The following is a 23,343-nucleotide window of genomic DNA, read 5'->3' as shown; positions in this document are numbered from 1 at the left end:
GACGTTCCCAGTTCCACTGTCCGGAAGCCCCGTCCCATGGCATTGACGTCTCCCTATTTCCGCAACGTGCCGCAGCTCACCGCAGCGTCCACCAACAGCCCGTGGCTCGGCAGCGGATCAAGCGGTCACGGAGTGCATCTGGTTCAGTTCGGGTTGATTGACCTGGGGTTTCCCATGCCAAAATCCGTAGGAGGAACGGGGCTCAGTCCGGATGGGGTCTACGGCAGTGAAACCGTGCAAAAGGTCAAGGAGTTCCAGCTTTCAACGCATGGCGGAGCCCCGATCAAGGACGACGGCGCCGTCGGACGAAATACCATGGCCAAGCTGGACCGGGCGCTCGCGTCCTTCACTCACAAGGTTCGTGTGCACATCTTTGTCGTGGTGACGCCGGACGCTCCGGTGGCAACTGCGGAAACGACCGCGAAGGAGCTTTACGGACATTACGGTATCGACTTCGAGGTTGCTTCCATCCAGTCGCTGGCATTGACCGCTGCCGAGGAGACGGAGTTTTCGCAGCATGGCCTCTTGTTTGCCCGGATGAAGGAACTTGCCGAGGCGCATACGTCCGTCAGGATTCGTCCGAATGAAATCATGGTGTTCTATATCCGTCGCTTCAATCCCGACACGGACCTGGCCCTCTCCAAGGCCAATCACACGGGTGCTGTCACTCGAATCAAGAAGAACGCGGATGCCAGCACACTTGCCCATGAGGTCGCCCATAATCTGATCGACAGTCCTCGGGGTGTGAGCGAGCATGTGGCGCACAAGCAGAACATCCTGGCGACGCTGCCCCGGACCACGCCCTTTGTGCTGAGTTTCGAACAGATTGAGCAGATGCGGCGCAACATTCGGCTGTTGCGGGCGTGATGCCGGAAAATTGCAGACCAAGGTCATCTGGTCAGCATCGTTAGCGGAGGCTAGCATCCGGTAGTTCAGACCGATCCATCTTTGACAGAGAGACTCGCATGCACGCCTTCCTGCCGTTCAATCTAGACGACATCGTTCCCGAACAAGATGCGCCAGCACCGGAAAAGGTCATTGCAGGTGATCCTAAGTTTACCACCTGGTTGGTTGAGACGACGGACAACGAGACGCTGTTCTCGGGCGTGTGGGAAGCAACACCAGGGGCCTGGAAAATCTCTTATGACGAATGGGAGTTCTGTTCGATCCTTTCCGGCAGGTCGGTGCTGACCGACAAGGACGGCATCACCCGGGAAGCTGCCCCCGGAGACAGCTTTGTCCTGCAGCCCGGTTTCTCCGGAACCTGGGAAGTCCTTGAAACCACTCGCAAGCTTTTTGTGATCCGCCTGCCGGCCTGACAATGGGTCATCCTTGGAAGTGAGCGACGTGACTGTCCAGGATTAGCTGTAAACGCATATGGGCGCGTACCCTGACCTCTCGGAGTTCGAGAAAGTCAGGGAAGTTTGCTAAGTTATTGTTTGGATTGCCACAATAGCATTGTGCTGCTCGCAAGCTGATGAGGCTTTTGAGGCAGCCGAAGGGAAACAGGGAACAGTCTTCCCCGGTTCGATGCTTTTCGGTCAGATTACTTCTGCGACTGAAAACCGGCAGGTTCTGTCAACAATAGGATGACGAACACCAGAACGGGTGTCAGCACCACGCTTGCCAGGAAGCAGCCGAAGGAACCAAGCCGTGTGTCCCGACCGCGGTAACCGACCAGGACACACAAGAGCAGATAGATGACCAGTGGCGCGACAAACATCAGGCGGCTTCCGATTTCTCTTCCGCGATGTCTTCGCCCCTCTTCACCATCTTCTTGAAATGCTCCTTGTAGGCAGCCGCGTCGAAGCTCAGGAAATCTCCACCGGTTTCAAAATGCTGCTGGAAAACCTTGCCGACGGCAAAGGTGAAGGCACCAAGCGTAGCGCCTGATCCGACGATACCGAGCGCAGTGCCGAGCACGGGAATGGTTTTCATGAAGCTGGTGGCGATAAAGGTTCCTGCACCGACACCGCCGAGACTTCCCAGAAGAGTGGTTACTGCGGTTCTTGCGCGATTTTCCGAGAATGGCACATCATAAACGGCTGCCAGCTTGCGGATGAGGTTGAGCTGCGTTCCGATTGCGGCGACGAGATCGAAGATCGGAACCGGAATGAGGCCGGTACCTGTACCGACGATGACATGGTCCCGAATGATTTTTTCTGCTGCCAGCGTACGTTCTTGCGGGGTCAGCGAAGCACTTTCGGGCTGAGCCTTGCCATCTGCCAGCTTTTCAGCTGCATCAACAGTGTCCTCAGCTTCTGATTTTGCGGAACTTGTGCGAGTGGACTTCGTTGTCATTTCACAGTTTCCTTCCTTCAGCGTCGCAGCTCCCCGCTGCTTACTCTACGTGAGCGTAGCTTGAGTGTGGTCCGATTTCAATCTTGCAATCAGCGCGGTATCAATTTTCAGCTTGCGGCTTTGCCGTGTTTTGATCATTCGAAGCAGGCGCAGTTTCACCTGACGCAGAGCTATCGCTGGACGTGTTGTCGCCGGTCGAATTTTCGTCAGGCCTCAGCTGTGTCTCCTGATCCTGAGATGTATCTGCCTCAGCTGTAGGAGCGTTCGGGAAAAGCTGTGGCAGGTTATCAAAATCAGGCAGGCGGTAGCGCTGCGGATTGACCGGAGCGGGCGCCGGTAAATTCGGCTGATTTGCAATGTCGCTGCCCAGGATGAGCGGAAGCTGGTCTTTTCCGCCACCGACAATCACGATCTTGCTGTTGTTGGACTTGGACAGTTCGACGGTCGCTTCTATTCCCCGCCAGGTCAGCAGCTGCGGCGTCAGGGCATCTGCAACAATCGAGTAGAAGGTCTGGTAGCCGATGGCGTCAATCCGCTTGCGTTCCGCTTCCTTGCGGGCCTGTTCCAGCACGTATTCATAGGCGAGGGCGTTCTGTTCCTCGGTCAGCTTACGTGAGATCGCCTGATTGATTTCCTTCGGCAGCTCGATCCGCCGGATGAGAATCTGGTCAAAGGCGACGAGGTCCTGATTGTTGGCTCGAATGGTGTCCATGACTTCCCTTTCGAGGCGCGTCAAGTCGACCTGATAGAGCTCATGAGGGTCGTATTTGCCGATCACCGAGCGAACCGCTTCCACTGCGGTCGGACGGACGAAACGGTTGGCGTATTCCGGCCCGATCGCCTGGTGCAGTTTGCCGGCATTATCTGCCTTCGGGTGATACAGAACCGAAATATCGGAAGTGATGCGCAAGCCGTCCGCTGCAAGGCCGTGGACCGTTTCATCCTGTTTCTGGATGCGGACTTCGTACCGGTAGATGCGGTTCCACGGCCATTTGATGTTGACGCCTTCGGGATAAACAAACCTGGTTTCGGTGCCGATGGTGAGGGTTCTGAAAAGCACGCCAACTTCACCCGGCCCGATAACGAAGAACATCAGCGGCCACAAGACAATCGTGACGAAACCGAGCAGCAGCAGATAGGCGATGGCCTTGTCGGTTCGGCTCATCCTGTGGATCTTGCGCGGCTTCTTTTTCGATTTACCAACTTCGACGTCGTCTTCCGCAACGCTCATTCAGCGCTCCCAGGAATTGAAACGGCTCCGCAGCTCGTTAAGGTGACCTAGTGGCCAAGAAACGCGTAAAAACAAGAACTCTCAATGCTTTCTGAGCAGTCCTGTCTGCGTCAATTGCAGCACAGTTGCAAGAAAACAACTCTGTGGCAAGCGTGTTTCTTGAGCTAGGCAAGAGCCAAAGAATTTGCTTAAGTTGTGTTGTGTGGCGCAGCGTCACTTCAACTTATGGTTAATTTCACGGATTGTGAAACCAAGATCGAAACAGACTATGGGAGTGGTGAGTGTCAGCCAGCACAGGGTCATTCAGTTTCGATCGCAAGGACCTTCGCCGGTTTCTGTTTGACCTTTACGATTACGAACCGAAGCTCTTGCGCAAGCTGATCTCCGCCAGGCCTTACGTCTGTCCATTCGAAGAGATGGAGCGGCATGTTCCCGCAAATGCAAAGGTTCTGGATGTTGGCTGCGGCAACGGTGCGTTGCTGGCGATTCTGTTGGCATCCGGAAGGATAAGCGAAGCAACCGGCTGCGATGTCCACGAAGGCGCTCTTGCCTCGGCCCGCAAGGCAGCGGGAAGAACGGGGCACGCAGCGAATGTAACCTTCCTGCGAATTGGCAGCTTCGCGGAGCTGCCGGACGACTGCTTCGATGTGGTGACCATGGTCGACGTGCTGCACCATGTTGCCGAACCTGAACGGATGACGGCTGTTGAAGAGGCGATCAAACGGGTCGGTCCCGGAGGAGTGTTCCTTTTCAAGGATATGGTTGAAGCACCTTTCTGGCGCCGCCTGGCCCACAATATCGATGACCTGATTTTTTCCGGTGAATGGGTGAAGCAGGTGAAAACCGCAGAAGTTGAGAAGCAGGTAAGGGCTGCGGGCTTCGAACTGGTCGAGAGTCTCGAAATACCGAGGATATTTTACGGCAACACGCTGAGGGTTTTTCGAAAAATTTAGTAAACGTCGAAAATAGATATGTTGAACGACGAATGTGTATAAAAATTAACTTATCTTCTGCGAAGAATTCGTGAATTGTTTTTTATTGCCGTTAGGTCATGAGTCTGAAAAGTGAGTGAGTAGCGAAATTAGACGATCGAATACTTTGCTAAAAACCGTTCTTGGGGGGTGATTTGAGTTCTGGTGTTGCAAATCGTCATATGTTTCTGGCCGGGTATATTCTGGTGCCCGGAAGCCATTTCGCCGGCATGTGGCGCCACCCGTACAGCGAAACGGATTTCTGTGATCCCGATCTCTTCAAGGATACGGCGGTCACATTGGAACGGGGCGGGTTCGATCTCGCATTCATTCCAGAATCGCTCAGCGTGACAACCGGACTGAACGACAACTACGAAACCTTCCTGAAGCATGGAGCGGTTGGTGCCATTCGCCATGACCCGAACCTGCTGGTTTCCCTCATGGCCTCGGTAACGAAGTCGCTCGGTTTTACGGTCACGCTTTCGACGACCTACATGGAACCTTATCATCTGGCCCGTACGCTCAGTACACTGGACCATTTCAGTAGGGGCCGGATCTCGTGGAACGTCGTGACCTCCGCTGGTCCGAGCAACGGGCACAATTTCGGTCATTTCCCAAAGCTTATTTCTCCCGAAGCCTACGACAGGGCGGAAGAGATCCTGGAGATCTGCCGCAAGCTCTGGAAGTCCTGGGAACCGGACGCGCTGGTAAGCGACAAGGCGTCCGGGCTTTACGCGGACACCGGCAAGATTCATCCAATTGATCACGAAGGCGAACGCTTCAAGCTCCGAGGTCCCTTGTCACTTCCCGCCGGACCGGACGGTGAACCGATCCTGATGAGTGTCGGTGTTTCTCCGCGGGGTCGTGATTTTTCCGCCAAATGGGTTGATGTCGTTTTCGCCATTCAGGCAGACGCCGAGGGCATGTCGGAACTGCGTGCAGATGTTCGCCGCCGGGCTGCAGAGATGGGGCGCGACCCGGAGAAGATATTCCTGCTGACAGCGGTGCAGCCCGTGATCGGTGAAACCGAAGCCATTGCAAAAGCGCGGGCCGAATATCTGGACGAGCTGATCCATCCGGATGTCGCCATCGCCTTTCTGTCGGGCATGATCGGCGTCGACGCGACAGGGTTCGATCCTGATACGCCAATCGACGAAGTGTTGGAAAGCTCCGGCAAGTCGCCAAACAAGGCGGCTGTCGATGGCGGAGCCGCATTTCCCTGGTTGGAGAGGATCCGGGAAGAAGACAGGGGAAGGCTCTGGACGCTTCATGACATCGCCATTCGGATGGCACGCAGCACCTCGACGCCGCGTCTTGTCGGAACGCCGGAACAGGTGGCCGATCAGCTTGAGAGCTATTTTACAAGCGGCGCTTGCGATGGCTTCGTGATTACCCCGACCCACTTTCCCGGAAGCTTTGACGAGTTTTCACGGTCTGTCGTGCCAATTCTCCGCCAACGAGGGCACATACGGCCGGCGGGGCACGAACCTTTGACACTCAGGCAGCGCCTCGGGCTGCAAGGCTGACGATATTCCAATTCGGTTTCCGCCGGACGCGCAAAACAGAAACGGCAATTCTTCGACGGAGTTGATCTCAATGACATCCCGCGAAAGTGGTTTCCAGACAGCAAGGGCAAAGGCTGCTTCAGGCAGCATTGCGCGTCCGGATGCCAGCCGTTTGCCGTTGGAAGCAGCATTGGACAATGAGACCGCTTCTGTTCGCGCACTTTTTGCCAGGCAGGTGCAGTCGAGACCTGGTGACACGGCACTGATACTGCCGGATATGGTTCTGACCTTCGAGGAACTGGACCGGAAGGCGAACCGTGTCGCGTGGTACCTCATCGGCCGGGGTATCGGGCCTGGCAAGATCGTGGCACTCGGCTGTGCTGCCGGACCGGATCTCGTTGTAAGCCTGCTGGGGGTGATCAAGACCGGTGCTTGCTACATGCCGCTTGATCCAGCCTATCCTCGACAGCGTCTGATTGACATGCTTCAAGACGCAGAACCGGATCTGATCCTGGCGGAGCAACCGGTCACCGGCGTCGTTGAGGCGGCTGGTCAGACAGCACGGGCGGTCTTTCTTGGAAACGGTTCGCTGAGCCGGGACATCGCCAGACAGCCTGATACCGCACCTGTGGGCGGTGATCTTGTTCGCCGGCTAACCGGCGATGATCCTGCCTATCTGGTCTACACGTCCGGTTCCACCGGGCGGCCCAAGGGCGTTCTGGGGCGGCAGGCCGCTCTTGCCAACAGGCTGGCCTGGATATCGGAAGCCTTGCCCTTCGCGTCAGGTGAGCGGACGCTGTTCAAGACCTCCTTGAACTTCATTGACGGGTCGACGGAGCTGTTGGGCGCCTTGTGCAACGGCTGCGCGGTCGTCCTTGCAACCGGCAATGTTTCCGCTGACCCGAGGCGACTGGCAGAGGCGGTGGCGACGTTTGCCGTCACGCGGTTGACCGTTGTACCGAGCCTGCTGGCAAGTCTTCTCGAGGACGACTGTTTGCCAGGCTTGAAGGGCTGCCGGACCTGGGTCACGAGTGGCGAGCCCCTTCCATCAGGTCTCTTGCAAAAATTCTGCGAAAAACTGCCAGACGCCCGTTTGTTCAACTTCTACGGTGCGTCAGAAGCTGCGGGGGACAGCCTCTGGGCGCGGTGTGATGCAGACGGAAAAATTGCCATCGGCAACGCTATACGGGAAACAGGCGTCTACCTGCTCGACGATCTGCTTCAGCCCGTATCCGACGGAGAGACCGGTGAACTCTACATAGCCGGCACAGGTCTTGCGCTTGGATATCATCGCCAACCGGACAAGACCGCAGAACGGTTCATAGCTTCGCCTTTCGGGCCCGCTGGTGCCTTGCTTTACAGAACAGGCGACGTTGCGCGGCGGATGCCTGACGGTGGCTACGAGTATCTGGGGCGGTCCGATCATCAGGTGAAGGTACGCGGCGTCCGCGTCGAGCCGGGAGAAGTCGCAGCTGCCCTGGACAGATTGCCGGAAGTTGCCCGTTCAGCTGTCGTTGCGAAGCGACGTGACAACACGGGCGTCTATCTTGCTGCCTATGTTGTCTGGGAAGTGAGAGCCGACAGGGATGTCGCAAGGCTTATGGCCGCCTTGGCAGAAGCTCTCCCTCCAGCCTTTCTGCCGTCTGCAATCGTAGCTCTCGATGCGCTTCCGCTCACACCCAATGGCAAGTTGGACAGGGCAGCGTTGCCGGATCCGGTGCCAACGGCTGGGCGGAGCGCAAGCGGAACGCAGAGCGACCTTGAAACCGCAATCTGTGAGGCATTTACAGAGCTGCTCGGCGTCCACTCGGTTTCAGTACAGGATAATTTCTTTCTCCTGGGTGGGCATTCACTGCTGGCCGCGCGTCTTGCGTATCGACTGAGAGACCGTTTTGGTGTGCAGATCGCTCCGGACGAGATTTTCGACACGCCGACACCGGCTGCGCTTGCCCGTCTGATAGGGGCAGCGAAACCATGTTCCCTGAAACAGAAATCCGTTGCGCGGCCCGACAAGGTTCCGCTGTCTTCTGCTCAAAAGCGTCTCTGGTTCCTGCAGCGGCTTCACCCGGAAGATACTTCCTACAATCTGGCCTACCGATTTCGGCTTTCCGGCGCTGTCGATCCGTCCGTTCTTGGGCAAGCCTGGTCAGACGTTATCGAGAGGCACGAGGTCTTGCGGACCGTTTATCCGCAAGACGGGTCCGGAAAGCCGTATCAGGACATCCGCACGGGTTTCGTTTCGGAAGATGTCATACGGATCGTTTCAGTACCGGCAGCTGTAGGCCGGTCAGAACTCTCCCGTCAGTCTTCCAGGCCGTTCGATCTGTGCAAGGACCTGCCGGTGAGGGTGTCCATCGTTTCGGAAGATAATTTCAATCCCGAACTGCAATGCATGATGCAGATTGTCGTGCATCATATCGCGATTGACGGTGGTGCCCTGCGCCCATTGCTTGCCGACTTCGCGACGGCCTTTGAGGCGAGAAAGAGCGGCAAGGAACCTGTCTGGAAAAAGCCGGCAGTCCAATATGCCGACTTCGCAAGTTGGCAGCATGCCTGGCTGTCCGAGGCCGGAGAACAGGAAGTTGCCGCTCGTGTTGCCGAAGTAAGCGAAGACCTCGCAGGCGCGCCGGATTGTGTTGAACTGCCTTGTGCCGAGGGGCAACGAAAGAATACCTATTGGCAAGGCGACGGAGTAGCCGTCGCAATCCCGCCAGAGCTTCATTGCAAGCTTGAGCGACTGGCAATGGACACTCGGACCAGCCTGTTCATGGTACTGCAGGCTGCGATGGCTGCGACCTTGTCGCGGCTCGGCGCAGGGGAAGACATCGTCATCGGAACACCTGTCGATGGCCGCCCGGACAGCTCTTTTGAAGAAACCATAGGCCTCTTCGTCAACATGCTGGCGCTCCGGAGTGATCTTTCCGGCAGGCCGACCTTTCGCGCGTTATTGGCCGATACGCGTCAGCGGAACCTTGCCGCCTATTCCCGCCGGGACGTGCCGTTCGAGCTTGTGGTCGACAAGATCGCGCCACGCAGGGACCTGTCCTTTCATCCGGTATTCCAGACCGTTCTGGCGCTCGATATGGCAGGAGAGACTGTTCTTAGCTTGCCGGGGTTGGTCTGCGAGATTGAAGACGTGCCTGTCGAAGCCTCAAAGTTCGATCTTTCCTTCGACCTGACTGCTCATCGCGACAAGGTCGGAGGCGCAGGCGGTATCGACGGGCGGATCGAATTCCGGACAGATCTCCTGGATCGGGAGGTCGCGGGCAATATTTCCCGGCGTTTCATCGATCTACTTCGCGCAGCCGTGGAAAATCCGGACAAACGGATTGATGACCTCAGGATTGTCGATCCCGACGAAGCGTCACGCCTTGCCGCCTTGTGCGAAGGCAAGCAGGTCGAAAAAGCTGCGATCGAAATGTCTTTGCCCGACCGGTTTCGTCTGTTCGCTAGGGAAAAGGGCGATAAGGTCGCTCTCTCCAGCCAGACCCGCACACTTTCCTACGCTGAGCTTGATGCGTTGTCGGACCGGGTTGCGCAAAACCTCCTCCGCCGGGGCGTTGCACCCGGGGCGCGGGTCGCGGTCCTGATGGATCGTTCCATCGATCTTGTCGTCGCAACGATCGCGATCGTGAAGGCAGGCGGGGCATATGTTCCCTTGAACAGGAACGATCCTGCCAACCGGCTTCAACAACTCCTTGCCGACACCCGGGCCCACCTCGTTCTGACCGACGATGAAGACGCGATATCAGTCAGTTTCAATGATGCACCCTGCGTTCCTTTCAGCCACCTGCAAGTGGCGACGGGAAAGGAGACCTTACCGAATATCACCGCCGGACAGATAGCCTGTGTTCTCTTCACTTCCGGCTCCACAGGCAGGCCGAAGGGGATCGCGATCAGCCACCGCAATATCCAGGCCCTCGCGCTCGACGGATGCTGGCCGGAAGGCTCTCATGAGCGGGTCTTGCTGCATTCGCCCTATGCATTTGACGCTTCGACCTATGAAATCTGGACACCGCTCATGTTGGGGCAGGAGCTTTTCGTCGCGCCGCCTGGCATTCTCGATGCTGAAACGATTGCGCGGCTGGTCGAAGAGCACAAGGTGTCTGCGGCCTGTATCACGACACGTCTTTTCAACATCATTGCAGGTGAAAAACCCGAAGCTTTCAAACCTCTGAGGTCAGTGCTGATTGGTGGTGAGGCGGCTTCCGCAGAAGCCTTGCGCCGGGCAACGGTAGCTTCGCCTGGGACGCGGTTCGTCAATGGCTACGGCCCGGCAGAGGGCACGACCTTCGTGACCTGGCATGCAATGCACACGCTGGAGAAATCCGCGCACAAGGTTCCCATCGGGTTGCCGCGTGACAATTGTAGCGTCCGAATTCTGGATGACCGCCTGCAACCGGTCGGTATCGGCATGGTGGGCGAGCTTTTCCTGGCCGGTGACTGCCTGACGCTTGGCTATCTCGACCGGACCGGTATGACGGCCGAGCGCTTCGTTGCCGATCCCGCGGGGCCCGCAGGCAGCAGAATGTATCGCACCGGGGATCTGGTGCGCTGGCGCAGCGACGGCTTGCTGACCTTCGTCGGACGTGCCGATCACCAGGTCAAGATCAATGGCTTCCGTATTGAACCGCAGGAAGTCGAAAATGCCATAGCAAGGCAGTCGGACATCGGCCAGTGCACGGTGATCGTGCGTGAAGACAGGCCCGGGGAAAAGAAACTCGTTGCCTATATTGTAGGTACGGGCACAGGAGAACCAGATCTTGCCGGCTTGCAAAAAAGGCTTGCCGTGACACTTCCTGCATTCATGGTGCCAGCCCATTTTGTTCTTCTGGAACAACTTCCTTTCACGACCAATGGCAAGCTGGACATCAAGCGCCTGCCTTCGCCCAAAATTCACGGCGATGGAGCGAAGGTACCTGCGGGGCAAACCGAGACCGACATCTGCGCATTGTTTGCTGACGTACTGGGTCTGGAAACCGTTGGGCCTGCCGACAATTTCTTCGCACTTGGCGGCGACAGTATTCTCTCCATTCAGCTGGTCAGCCGAGCACGGCGAGCAGGACTGGTGTTTTCGGCAAGGGATGTTTTCAGCAACAAGACACCAGCAGAGCTGGCAACGGTGGCGCAAAGGCAGCAATTGCCGGAGATCGGAACTGATCTCAAGTCAGGATGGATCAGCGAGGAAGATCTGAGCATTGTCAGCAGCCGCTACGGCGGTTTGCTATCGACGGTCTGGCCGTTGACGGGTCTTCAGTCTGGTTTGCTGTTTCACGGGTTGATGGACGCTGAGACGGGTGAGGACGCCTACAAGGTACAGACGGTGGTCAGCCTGGATGGCCCGGTGGATGCGCAGCGTCTTGAGGCGAGCCTTCAGGCTCTCGTTGCCCGGCACGCACCCCTGCGGGCCGTCTTCTGCCACGAAGGCCTGAGTGATCCCGTCCAGGTGATCCTGTCGAAGGTCGAGCTGCCGTTTGAGCAGGTGGACTTGTCCGGTGACGCAGATCCGGAAGCGGAGCTGGAGCGGTTTCTTCTGGAAGACAGGAAGATCCGTTTCGACCTTGCTCAAGGTCCATTGCTGCGTGCTTGCCTGGTGACACGTCCGGACGGTGGCGCCTGGCTGGTGTTGACCAATCACCACATTCTTCTCGATGGCTGGTCGCTGCCGGTGCTGATGCGGGAGCTGAAGGAGATTTATGAAGCCGGCGGGGCAGGGGCTCTGCCTCCTGTAACGCCGTTTGACCGGTATCTGGGGTGGCTGCAGCAGCAGGACAAGACGGCTGCGAAAGCGGCCTGGCAAGAAGCTCTGTCCGGTCTGGAGGAACCGACCCGGTTGGCGGCCTCTGTCTATGGCCAGTCTGCAAAAACTTCCACCGGCTCCACGTCAGGTGAAGGCAGTGCGGTGTTGCGCTTTGACGATCTCCTGAGCGAGGACGCAACACGGTCCTTGGAAGGCCTGGCCCGCAAGCTGGACATCACCTTGAACACGGTGCTCCAGGGCGCCTGGTCGGTCGTGCTTGGCCGCATCTGCGGGCGGGATGATCTGGTCTTCGGCACGACGGTCTCCGGTCGGCCGGCCGAGATCACCGGCGTCGAAACCATGGCGGGTCTCTTCATCAACACCGTGCCGGTAAGGGCCAAGCCGGTTCCGGCATCATCCGTCAGCACCTTCCTGAAGGAGCTGCAGTCCCGTCAGGCCGCACTTCTGCCGCACCAGCATCTGGGGCTGCCGGAGATCCAGGCAGAAGCGGGACTTGGAGACCTGTTCGACACGCTGGTGGTGTTCGAGAACTATCCCTTCAGCGACGAGACCCATGAGGCTTCGCCGGATGGCCTGCGGATCAGCGGTGTCGAGGTGCATGACCAGACCCACTATCCCTTGAGCCTGATGGTCGTTCCGGGCAAACGGCTGCTGCTGCGGCTGGATTGCCGGGAAGAGAGGATCGGCGCAGACCTTGGCCGCAGTCTTCTTGGGCAGTTGTGCAATGTACTGGCGCAGATGGCCTCCCGTCCGGAAGCGTCGCTCGGATCTCTCGAGATGCTGCCGGCTTCTGAAAGAAAGGCTGTGCAGGACCGGTGGAACGCAACACAGCACGCCTTGCCGGAAGGGGATCTGACGGAGCTTGTCTCTGCAACGGCTTCCCGGTTTGGAACGCGGGAAGCGGTTGTCGGCAGCACGGAGCGGCTGACCTATGCCGAGCTTGAGGCGCGGGCAAACCGGCTGGCGCATCTTCTGATCCGGCGCGGCATCGGTGCTGAGGACCGGGTCGCGATCGCCTTGCCGAGAAACCCGGACATGATCGTGGCGCTGCTGGCGGTGATGAAAACGGGCGCCGCCTATCTGCCGCTGGATCCGGACTATCCGGCAGCCCGCATTGCGATGATGCTGGACGATGCCGCGCCGCGTCTTGTGATCTCCGAGACGGCAACAGCCGCCGCCTTGACGGATGGTGCGCCGACATCGGCGCTTCTGCTGCTGGGCGCCGATGCGACCGGGGCCGAACTGGCTGCGATGTCCGCTTCGGCCCCGACCGATGCCGACCGGAAACAGCCGATTGATCCCGCGCACCCGGCCTATGTCATCTACACGTCCGGCTCCACCGGTAAGCCGAAAGGTGTCGTCGTTACACGCGAAGGGCTTTCAAATCTCGCCTATGCCCAGATCGAACGGTTTGCGATTTCGGAACAGTCTCGGGTCGCGCAGTTCGCATCCTTCAGTTTCGACGCCGCCTTTTCGGAAATCGCCACGGCACTGGTCTCCGGTGCGGCTCTTGTGATCTGGCCAAGACAGGCATTCACAGATCCCGCAGCCTTGAAGACATTCATGTACGCTCAAAGGGTAACGCATATCACGTTGTCGCCGAGCCTCTTGAGCGTGATGTCGGTGACAGATCTTCCCGAAGGTTGTGTGCTGGTAACGGCCGGTGAAGCCATCAGCGTGCCGGAAGTTCGCAGATGGTCTGACCGTTGTTGCCTCGTCAATGCTTACGGCCCTACAGAAGTGACCGTGTGTGGTTCCATGAGCTTGCCGCTGACACCTGTTCAGGAAGGCGATATCGCGCCCATCGGGTTGCCGATCTGGAATTCCGGCCTCTACGTTCTTGATCAAACGCTTCAGCCCGTCCCGAACGGTGTGGCTGGAGAACTTTACATCGGTGGTGTCGGTCTTGCGCGGGGCTATCAGAACCTTGCGGATCTGACCTCTTCCAGATTTGTCGCCGACCCGTTCGCCGGTGCCGGACGGCGAATGTACCGAACAGGGGATCTGGTCTATCGGGCGGAAGACGGCAACCTCTTTTTCCTGGGGCGCAGTGATGCGCAGGTCAAGGTCCGGGGACGACGTATCGAGCCGGGCGAGATCGAACGTGTGCTTCTGGAACGCAGCGATGTCGCCCAATGTCTCGTGAGCGTCTACAGCGACCGGAAGGGCGCTTCGCGGCTCGTTGCCTATGTGATCGGGCAGGAGCAATCGGATCCGAGTGCGGAAGAGCTGCAGCGCTACTGCGCCGAACGTCTGCCGGATTATATGGTTCCGGCACAGATAGACCTCTTGCCCTACTTGCCAAGGCTTCCGAACGGCAAGATCGACAGGAAAGCCTTGCCGGCACCAAGTCGCCCGCAAAGAACCGAAGAAACAAGACAGCAGTCTCCGGCAGAACAGGCGGTAGCCGCCGCTTTTGCCGAAACGCTCGGCATTTCATCTCCCGCGCTCGACGAAAGCTTTTTCGGTCTCGGCGGAGACAGCATATCGGCAATCCGGCTAGTTGGACTGTTGCGCCGAAAAGGGCTCAAGGCAACGCCGAAAGACGTCTTCGATCACAAGACGGTTGCAAAGCTTGCGAGCGTGGCAAGGACGCTTGAAGGACCGGAAGTCACTGGACTGAAGGAGTTCGAGCCAGATACCGTTTTGCCGACTCCGATCCTGCGCTGGTTTGCTGAGTTGGGTGGTCCCACCGACGGCTTTTTCCAGTCGACCAGTCTGATGCTTCCCAAAGGGGTAAATGCCGAATTCTTGCAAACAGCTCTGGGGGCAATCGTCCAGCGACACGGGATGCTGCGGGCTCGAGCGAACAAGACTACGTCGGCGATGAAGATTGCTCCGGTTGCTGAATTTACAAACGTTTTCCCTATAAAGCACATCAGCCTGAGTGAGATCGAAAACGAAAACGGCCTGAAAGATCTTCTGGAAGAAGAGCATGCCGCCGCAGTTGCGGCCTTGTCTCTTTCCCGAGGCAAGGTATTCAGTGCCATCTGGTTTGACCGTGGCCAGATGGAGCCGGGTCTGCTTCTGCTTGTGGCGCACCATCTGGTGATCGATGGTGTCTCCTGGCGCATTCTGACCGACGATTTTCGGACAGCTTGGGCTGATTGGTCAGCCGACCGCCCGATCAGCCTGGAACCTGAAAGCACTTCTTTCCCAGGGTGGAGCAGGCTGCTGCAAGCCGATGCGGCCTCCGATGCGCGCGTATCTGAAGAGGGGTACTGGAGCGCGCTTCTATCATCCGGCGCTGAGCGCTTTCTGGCAGGTGATCTGGATCGCAGGCTAGATACGGTTCAGACGTTGAAGTCCCTTGCCAGCCTTCTGGGTGCTGAGGAAACTGAGCAGATCCTGACCCGTCTGCCTGCTCTTTACAGCTGCGGACCGCAGGATGTGCTTCTGGCGGCACTTGGCCTTGCCGTTGGGGCTTTCAAAACTTTCAGGTCCGGAATACCGGGGGTGCCGATCCTGTGCGATGTCGAAGGGCATGGACGCGAAGCGATTGGAGACGCGGACCTCAGCCGAACTGTCGGCTGGTTCACTAGCGTCTTTCCAGCACGACTGGAGGTCACGAAGGCAGGGAATGGAATTTCCGGTATCTCCGACGCGGACCTGAAGCAGCTCATCATCGAGATCAAGGAGCAAGCCTCGGCACGTCCCGATCATGGCCTTGGTTATGGAATGCTGCGGTATCTCAACAAGGAGACCTCCGCCAAACTTGCGAGCGAAAACAAGGCGCAGATCGCCTTCAACTATCTCGGTCGTTTTCCGGCGGGCGCTGGTGGTGCTTGGAGCGCGGCGCCGTTCTTTGGTGGAATGCGCGGTGGTTTCGATCCGGCAACACCGCTTGCTCACATGCTTTCCATCGATTGTCAGGCGATCGAAGAGGAAAAGGGCTTTTCCCTCCACACCGAGTTCGGGTTTGCCAGCCGACATCTTTCGGAAAAAGAGACCGCTGAATTCAGGACACTCTGGGAAGAAGCCCTGATCCGGCTGGCAGCACACGGCAACTGGTCTAAAGCCGGTGGTCAGTCGCCTTCGGACTTCCCGCTGGCTGCTGTTTCCCAGGACGATGTCGACTTGCTTGTTCAACGCTACGGCGGTTTGCTATCGACGGTGTGGCCGTTGACGGGCCTTCAGTCGGGTTTGCTGTTTCACGGGTTGATGGACGCTGAGACGGGTGAGGACTCCTACAAGGTGCAGACGGTTGTCAGCCTGGATGGCCCGGTGGATGCACAGCGTCTTGAGGCGAGCCTTCAGGCTCTCGTTGCCCGGCACGCACCCCTGCGGGCTGTCTTCTGCCACGAGGGCCTGAGCGATCCCGTCCAGGTGATCCTGTCGAAGGTCGAGCTGCCGCTTGAGCAGGTGGACTTGTCCGGGGACGCGGAGCTGGATCGGTTTCTTCTGGAAGACAGGAAGATCCGTTTCGACCTTGCTCAAGGTCCATTGCTGCGTGCTTGCCTGGTGACACGTCCGGACGGTGGCGCCTGGCTGGTGTTGACCAATCACCACATTCTTCTCGACGGCTGGTCGCTGCCGGTGCTGATGCGGGAGCTGAAGGAGATTTATGAAGCCGGCGGGGCAGGGGCTCTGCCTCCTGTAACGCCGTTTGACCGGTATCTGGGGTGGCTGCAGCAGCAGGACAAGACGGCTGCGAAAGCGGCCTGGCAAGAAGCTCTGTCCGGTCTGGAGGAACCGACCCGGTTGGCGGCCTCTGTCTATGGCCAGTCTGCAAAAACTTCCACCGGCTCCACGTCAGGTGAAGGCAGTGCGGTGTTGCGCTTTGACGATCTCCTGAGCGAGGACGCAACACGGTCCTTGGAAGGCCTGGCCTGCACGCTGGACATCACCTTGAACACGGTGCTCCAGGGCGCCTGGTCGGTCGTGCTTGGCCGCATCTGCGGGCGGGATGATCTGGTCTTCGGCACGACGGTCTCCGGCCGGCCGGCCGAAATGACCGGCGTCGAAACCATGGCGGGTCTCTTCATCAACACCGTGCCGGTACGGGCAAAGCCTGTTCCGGCAACATCCGTCAGCAGCTTCCTGAAGGATCTGCAGCCCCGTCAGGCAGCGCTTCTGCCGCACCAGCATCTGGGGCTGCCGGAGATCCAGGCAGAAGCGGGACTGGGAGACCTGTTCGACACGCTGGTGGTATTCGAGAACTATCCCTTCAGCGACGAGACCCATGAAGCTTCGCCGGATGGCCTGCGGATCAGCGGTGTCGAGGTGCATGACCAGACCCACTATCCCTTGAGCCTGATGGTCGTTCCGGGCAAACGGCTGCTGCTGCGGCTGGATTGCCGGGAAGAGAGGATCGGCGCAGACCTTGGCCGCAGTCTTCTTGGGCAGTTGTGCAATGTGCTGGTGCAGATGGCCTCCCGTCCGGAAGCGCCGCTCGGGTCTCTCGAGATGCTGCCGGCTTCTGAAAGAAAGGCTGTGCAGGACCGGTGGAACGCAACACAGCACGCCTTGCCGGAAGGGGATCTGACGGAGCTGATCTCTGCAACGGCTTCCCGGTTTGGCTCGCAGGAAGCGGTTGTCGGCAGCACAGAGCGGCTGACCTATGCCGAGCTTGAGGCGCGGGCAAACCGGCTGGCGCATCTTCTGATCCGGCGCGGCATCGGTGCTGAGGACCGGGTTGCGATTGCCTTGCCGAGAAACCCGGACATGATCGTGGCGCTGCTGGCGGTGCTGAAAACGGGCGCCGCCTATCTGCCGCTGGATCCGGACTATCCGGCAGCCCGCATTGCGATGATGCTGGACGATGCCGCGCCGCGTCTTGTGATCTCCGAGACGGCAACAGCAGCCGCCTTGACGGATGGTGCGCCGACATCGGCGCTTCTGCTGCTGGACGCCGAGGCGACCGGTGTCGAACTGGCTGCGATGTCCGCTTCGGCCCCGACCGATGCCGACCGGATACAGCCGATTGATCCCGCACACCCGGCCTACGTCATCTACACGTCTGGTTCCACCGGTAAGCCGAAAGGTGTCGTTGTTACGCGCGAGGGACTCAAGAACCTTCTGTGTTGCCTGAGTACCGAGCTTCGCCTTCTGCCGCAGGACAAGGTGCTCAGCGCGACCACGATCGGGTTCGACATTGCCGGGCTTGAGCTCTACGGCCCGCTGCTGGTTGGTGCAGGCGTAGTGCTGTTTGAGGGCAACCAGCGCGAAGCGGACCGCCTCCATGACTGGATCGGCCAGGAAAAACCAACGGTCATGCAGGCAACGCCATCGCTCTGGCGGTCGCTTCTGGAGGTTGGACCACTGCCGCGATTGCAGGTTCTTGTGGGTGGTGAGGCTCTGGACGGCGGACTAGCGTCGCAGCTGCAAGCCGCAGGGCCGGTGACGAATGTCTATGGCCCGACCGAGACAACGATCTGGTCCGTGAGCGCATCTGTTCGCCCTGAAAGTTCGGGCATTCCGTCTATCGGGCAACCTTTGTGGAACTCGCAGGTCTACGTACTTGATGAGACCCTTCAGCCTGTCGCCGACGGTATTTCCGGCGAACTCTACATCGGCGGGCTTGGGCTCGCACGTGGCTATCACGGGCGTTCGGACCTGACGAGCGAACGCTTTGTTGCCGATCCGTTTACAGGCCGTGGAGCGCGCATGTACCGGACCGGGGACACGGTCTATCGCAGAACCAACGGTGAGCTTGTGTTCCTGGGGCGCGGAGACAGCCAGGTCAAGATTCGAGGCCATCGTATCGAGCTTGGCGAGATCGAGGCGACTATCGCATCGATGACAAACATTGCGCGGGCGGTGGTCTTGGACCGGCCAGACAGAGAGCGAGGTTCTTCGCTCGTTGCCTATGTTGTTCCGGAAGAAGGGGCTGAACTCAAAACTGAAGAGCTTCGTTCCGTGCTCCAGCGAAACCTGCCTGACTACATGGTGCCTGCCGCTTTTATCGTGCTCCCGGAATTGCCGCTGACACCAAATGGAAAGCTCAACCGTCTGGCGCTGCCGGATCCTGTCTGGAAACAGGGAGAAACAAGTCCGGCAACACTCCAGGAAACGTTGTTGTGCAATCTCTTCGCCGAACTGCTGCCCGGCGTAGTGCCGGGACCGGAAGACAGTTTCTTCGATATGGGGGGGCATTCGCTGCTCGCCGCACGCCTGAAGGCACTGATGAAGGAACGCATGGGGCTGGACGTCAGCCTTCGGGATATTTTCGAAACACCGACGGTGCGCGGTCTGCTGTCGCTTCGGCAAGGTCGCAAGACCGGTTTGCTGGAGCCGGTGCTGCAGATCCGGCGGGCAGGGTGTCAGGCACCACTATTCTGCGTTCATCCGGGCTTTGGTCTTGGTTGGACGTATGCCGGTCTTGCTTCCGTACTATCAGCCGATGTCCCGATCATCGCCCTTCAGGCGCGCGGCTACATCGGCGAGGCCGTTTTGCCTTCAACGCTGAACCAAATGGCGGCCGATTACGTCGCAAGTATCAACAAGGTGGCCAGCACGGGCCCGGTTCGGTTGTTTGGTTGGTCGTTCGGAGGGCTGGTTGCCTTCGAAATGGCACGTCTTTTGGAAGAAAGCGGCAGAGATGTCGAGTTCCTGATGCTTCTGGACAGTTATCCGATGCACGAAGGAGACCCATTGCCGGATCTTTCGGATAGTGGAGCGCGCGGTGCGTTCCTTGAAATGATCGGCTTCGATCCGCAGGGACGAGTACCCGAAGACATTACCTTTGAGGATGTCCGGAGATTTCTGGAAGACAGTGCCCATCCTCTGGCGGACCTCAGCCCTGTCGACTTCAACAACATGCTGCGGATCGCCCGAAACAACGCGCTGCTCGCACATGGCTATCGGCCCAAGACGTTAAACTGTCCCCTGGTGCATTACGCTTCAAACGATACGAAGCGTATGCTGGGTGTTGAGGCCGATCCCTGGGAAAACCGGACAAGCGGACAATTCGAGGCGCATGCACTCGACTGCACACACCATGAAATGACATCGCAGCAGGCCCTTTGCGAAATCGGCAAGCGGCTGACTGCTTTGATGGACCTTGGCGATCAGCCGTTCAGGCAGGCCGTGGCGGAAGGGAGACTAAAGAATGTCGGTTGATATCCTCAATCCCGTGGAACTGGAACACGCTGTGCAGCGCGCGACGCCCATGACCGGCGCGGAGTTCATCGACAGTCTCCAGGACCAGCGCTGTGTCTATTTCAATGGAGAGCGGGTGACCGACCTGACGGGTCATCCTGCCTTTCGCAACTCGGTACGATCCCTGGCACGGCTTTACGATGCCCTGCACCAGGACCACGACAGCGGCACCAATGTCCTGACCGCACCTGCCGATGCCGATCCAACCGGCTATACACACCGATATTTCAAGGTGGCCAGATCGGCAGAGGACCTGCTCGGGCAACAGAAGGCGATCGCGGAATGGGCGAAGCTGAGCTACGGCTGGATGGGGCGCTCACCGGACTACAAGGCAGCTATCGTCAACACGCTGGACGCCAACGCGGCCTATTACGGCCCGTTCGCTGACAACGCGCGTTGCTGGTATCATCTGGCTCAGCAGCGCACCTATTTCATGAACCATGCTGTGGCCAATCCACCCATCGACCGGGCGAAGCCCTTTAGTGACGCAAAAGACATTCTGGTTCACGTTGTCAAGGAAACAGACGCGGGGCTTTATCTTTCAGGTGCAAAGGTCGTCGCGACTTCGGCAGCACTGACCCACTACAATTTTCTCAGCCACCACGCGGTCTCGGAAACCAACGAGCCACCTACAGCGTTCATGTTCTTTCTCGACATGTCGACGCCGGGCATCAAGCTGATCTGCCGGAACTCCTACGAATATGCGGCGAGCCAATCCTCGACCCCGTTCGACAGTCCGCTGTCTTCCCGCTTTGATGAAAACGATGCCATTCTCGTTCTGGACAACGTTTTCGTGCCCTGGGAGAACGTGCTGGTCTATGGGCCTGCACACAAGCCTATCGATTTCCTGATGGACACGGGCTACCTGCAAGGCACCTGTTTCCACGGATGCACCCGGTTTGCGGTGAAGCTGGACTTTCTCGCCGGTCTTCTGACCAGGGCGTTGCACATCACGAGCGGTGACGAGTTTCGCGGAAATCAGGTTCTGCAAGGGGAGGTGATCGCGCTGCGTCACCTGTTCTGGTCGTTGTCGGATGCAATGGCCCGGACACCCGAAGCCTTTGCGGACGGCGCTTTCCTGCCGGGACTATCGGCCGCGCAGGCCTATCGCGCGCTTGCGCCCGATGCCTACGGTCGTGTGAAGGAGATTGTCCAGAAGATCGTCGCGTCCGCGCTGATCTATCTGCCGTCTTCCGCAAAGGATTTCCAGAACCCTGAAATCGACGGTTATCTGGAACGGTACGTGCGCGGCTCCAACGGCGTCGGTTACAAGGACCGTATCAAGCTGATGAAGCTGCTGTGGGACGCCACAGGCTCGGAATTTGCAGGGCGTCACGAGCTTTACGAACGCAATTATGCCGGCAATCATGAAGAGGTGAAACTGCAGCTTCCTGCAATCGCACGGCGCGACGGTTCAATGGACCAGATGCTGTCGCTTGTTGACCAGTGCCTTGATGATTATGATGAATTCGGCTGGTGCAACACGGCGTGGAAAGACTGACGCGCAAGGTTGGGAGAGACGGCGATGACAAATCCATTCGACGATCCGGACGGCATTTTCCATGTGCTGGTGAATGACGAGGAACAGCATTCTCTCTGGCCCGATTTCGTGCCGATTCCCGATGGCTGGCGGTCGGTCTTCGGCCCCGGAAAGCGGCAGGACTGCGTGGACTATGTCAACGCCAACTGGACCGATATCCGCCCGAAAAGCCTTCGGGATGCTGCCCTGAACTGACATATTTCTCAAGCGGTGATGATCCACCTGGAGCGCCTGGTCTTCGATGAATTTCTTTCGTCTTTTGTATCGTGAAGCAGGCGACAGCAAACGCACCTTCCTGCTGCTTTCCCTGGTGCCCGGGCTGGTCATGGGGCTGATCATCGCCGTCATCAACGCGGTGACGAACTATCAGCAGAACACCGGTCTGCAGTGGCAGTATCTCGGTCTCTTCGTGCTGGGCTGCGCGACCGTTCTCTTCACGATGAATCGCGCCCTCAACATGGCAACCGCAATCATCGCCGATTATCTGTGTCGCTTGCGGATCAGGGTGACCGCGCAAGTCCGCAGTCTGAACCTTGCAACCGTCGAAGAAATCGGCCTGACCCGTATCAGGGCAGCAGTTGGTCGTGATCATCAGACAATCGAGGAAACCGCCCCGGCGCTTGTCGGTCTGATCTATTTCGTCATGCAGTTGGTCATGTCGGCGCTCTATATCTGCTATCTCTCGCCGCTTGCCTTTGTCGTCACGCTGGCGTTTCTGGCCGGCGCCATCTTCTTCTATCGCAAGAGCTACCGCGATGCGGAGGAACTGATGCGCCAGGCAAGCCTGAGCGAACAGGCCTTTCACAACAGCTTCGAGAACATTCTCAGCGGCTTCAAGGAAGTGAAGCTGAACGCGCAGCGCAGCGACGATCTCTTCCACAACTACATCATTCCGCGGTCGGAGCAGGTCGAGGATCTACGGGTGGAATCCGGCCGCTCCTTCAACTATGGCCAGTCTGTCAGTGATGTCTTCTTCTACACGCTCATGGGAACGCTGGTCTTTGCCATACCGTTTTATGTGTCGGATCTCTCGATCCCGGGCAAGATTGTCACGGTGATCGTCTTTGCCAGCGGTGCGATCACCTCGATCATCCGCATGTTGCCAGTGGTTTCGCGCGCCAATCTGGCGGTCTCCAATATCGAGGAGTTGAAAGAGCTTCTGGAAAAACACAGCGAAGCCATGGATGAGCGCAGCGAAGTGCGGCAGGCAAGGCTTTCCAAAGGCATATCCCTGAAGAAGATCGCCTACACCTATCATAGCGAAGATGGCGATCGCCCGTTTTCGATCGGGCCGTGTGACCTGGAAATTGCATCGGGCGAAATGGTCTTCATCGTTGGTGGCAACGGCAGCGGCAAGTCGACCCTCGCGAAGATCCTGACCGGTCTCTATGAGCCGGATGGTGGTTATCTGTCGTGGGACGACAAGGTCGTCAAACCTGAAAACATCGACCGATTTCGCAGTCTGTTTTCGGTCATCTTCTCCGATTTCCACCTCTTCGACCGGCTATATGGTGTGGATCTGTCGGACGAGCAGAAGCTTTACGATCTGCTGGAAGACATGAAGCTGGACGACAAGGTTCACTACCGGAACAACCGGTTCAGCACGACGAACCTGTCCACCGGCCAGAGAAAGCGGCTCGCCATGGTCGTTGCCCTGCTGGAAGACAGGGATGTCTACCTCTTTGACGAATGGGCCGCCGATCAGGATCCGGAGTATCGGCGCTGGTTCTATACCGATTTCCTGATGAAACTGAAGAAAGAGGGCCGCACCGTCATCGCGATCACGCATGACGACCGGTACTTCGATGTTGCAGACAAGATCGTCTGGATGGAAGAAGGCAGGATCAGCAAGGTGTCCAGTCCGGCTGATGCCACGGTATGAAACCGTCGGCTGAGTTCTTGACGGTAGAGCCTGGCCAGTGTCCAGGTCACTT

Annotated in this window: 11 protein-coding genes; 8 read left to right on the top strand and 3 right to left on the bottom strand. The window is 58.3% G+C overall.

The window, feature by feature from the left end; translation table 11 throughout:
* The first annotated feature begins 36 nt into the window (after positions 1 to 36).
* Entirely contained in the window at positions 37 to 867 is an 831-nt protein-coding gene (locus FIV05_RS22355; protein ID WP_152511021.1) for a peptidoglycan-binding protein, read from the top strand.
* A 98-nt stretch (positions 868 to 965) separates the two neighbouring features.
* A complete protein-coding gene (locus FIV05_RS22350) occupies positions 966 to 1,319 on the top strand; it encodes a cupin domain-containing protein (RefSeq protein ID WP_152511020.1) in 354 nt (117 codons plus the stop codon).
* A gap of 227 nt (positions 1,320 to 1,546) precedes the next feature.
* On the opposite strand, the gene FIV05_RS31665 is transcribed toward FIV05_RS22350, so the two are convergent.
* The 3 genes from FIV05_RS31665 to FIV05_RS22340 form a co-directional block, all read right to left on the bottom strand.
* Positions 1,547 to 1,723, bottom strand: coding sequence for a hypothetical protein (locus FIV05_RS31665; protein WP_023004113.1), 177 nt, complete (start codon positions 1,721 to 1,723; stop codon positions 1,547 to 1,549).
* On the bottom strand, positions 1,723 to 2,301 hold the full coding sequence (locus tag FIV05_RS22345) for a DUF697 domain-containing protein (protein WP_152511019.1): 579 nt from the start codon (positions 2,299 to 2,301) through the stop codon (positions 1,723 to 1,725). The genes FIV05_RS31665 and FIV05_RS22345 overlap by 1 nt, the downstream gene beginning before the upstream one ends.
* A 100-nt stretch (positions 2,302 to 2,401) precedes the next feature.
* A complete protein-coding gene (locus FIV05_RS22340; RefSeq protein ID WP_152511018.1) occupies positions 2,402 to 3,532 on the bottom strand; it encodes a prohibitin family protein in 1,131 nt (376 codons plus the stop codon).
* Positions 3,533 to 3,813: 281 nt separating this feature from the next.
* On the opposite strand from FIV05_RS22340, the gene FIV05_RS22335 reads away from it, so the two are divergent.
* The 6 genes from FIV05_RS22335 (at position 3,814) to FIV05_RS22310 (ending at position 23,291) form a co-directional block, all read left to right on the top strand.
* A complete protein-coding gene (locus FIV05_RS22335; RefSeq protein ID WP_152511017.1) occupies positions 3,814 to 4,485 on the top strand; it encodes a class I SAM-dependent methyltransferase in 672 nt (223 codons plus the stop codon).
* Between the two features lie 173 nt (positions 4,486 to 4,658).
* Positions 4,659 to 6,029 (top strand): NtaA/DmoA family FMN-dependent monooxygenase, encoded by a 1,371-nt coding sequence (locus FIV05_RS22330; RefSeq protein ID WP_286202221.1) that lies wholly within the window; start codon positions 4,659 to 4,661, stop codon positions 6,027 to 6,029.
* Between the two features lie 70 nt (positions 6,030 to 6,099).
* Complete coding sequence (locus tag FIV05_RS22325; protein WP_152511016.1) at positions 6,100 to 19,830, top strand: non-ribosomal peptide synthetase; 13,731 nt, start codon at positions 6,100 to 6,102, stop codon at positions 19,828 to 19,830.
* Positions 19,820 to 21,370, top strand: a complete 1,551-nt coding sequence (locus FIV05_RS22320) for a 4-hydroxyphenylacetate 3-hydroxylase N-terminal domain-containing protein (RefSeq protein ID WP_152511015.1) — start codon at positions 19,820 to 19,822, stop codon at positions 21,368 to 21,370. The genes FIV05_RS22325 and FIV05_RS22320 overlap by 11 nt, the downstream gene beginning before the upstream one ends.
* Positions 21,371 to 21,394: 24 nt before the next feature.
* Complete coding sequence (locus tag FIV05_RS22315; protein ID WP_152511014.1) at positions 21,395 to 21,604, top strand: MbtH family protein; 210 nt, start codon at positions 21,395 to 21,397, stop codon at positions 21,602 to 21,604.
* A gap of 46 nt (positions 21,605 to 21,650) precedes the next feature.
* Entirely contained in the window at positions 21,651 to 23,291 is a 1,641-nt protein-coding gene (locus FIV05_RS22310) for a cyclic peptide export ABC transporter (RefSeq protein ID WP_152511013.1), read from the top strand.
* The last annotated feature ends 52 nt before the right edge of the window (positions 23,292 to 23,343 follow it).

Source organism: Labrenzia sp. THAF191a, from assembly GCF_009363335.1.
Classification (GTDB): Bacteria; Pseudomonadota; Alphaproteobacteria; order Rhizobiales; family Stappiaceae; genus Roseibium; species Roseibium algicola.
Note: the sequence above shows the minus strand (reverse complement) of the source record. Positions and strands in the feature narration are given on the sequence as shown.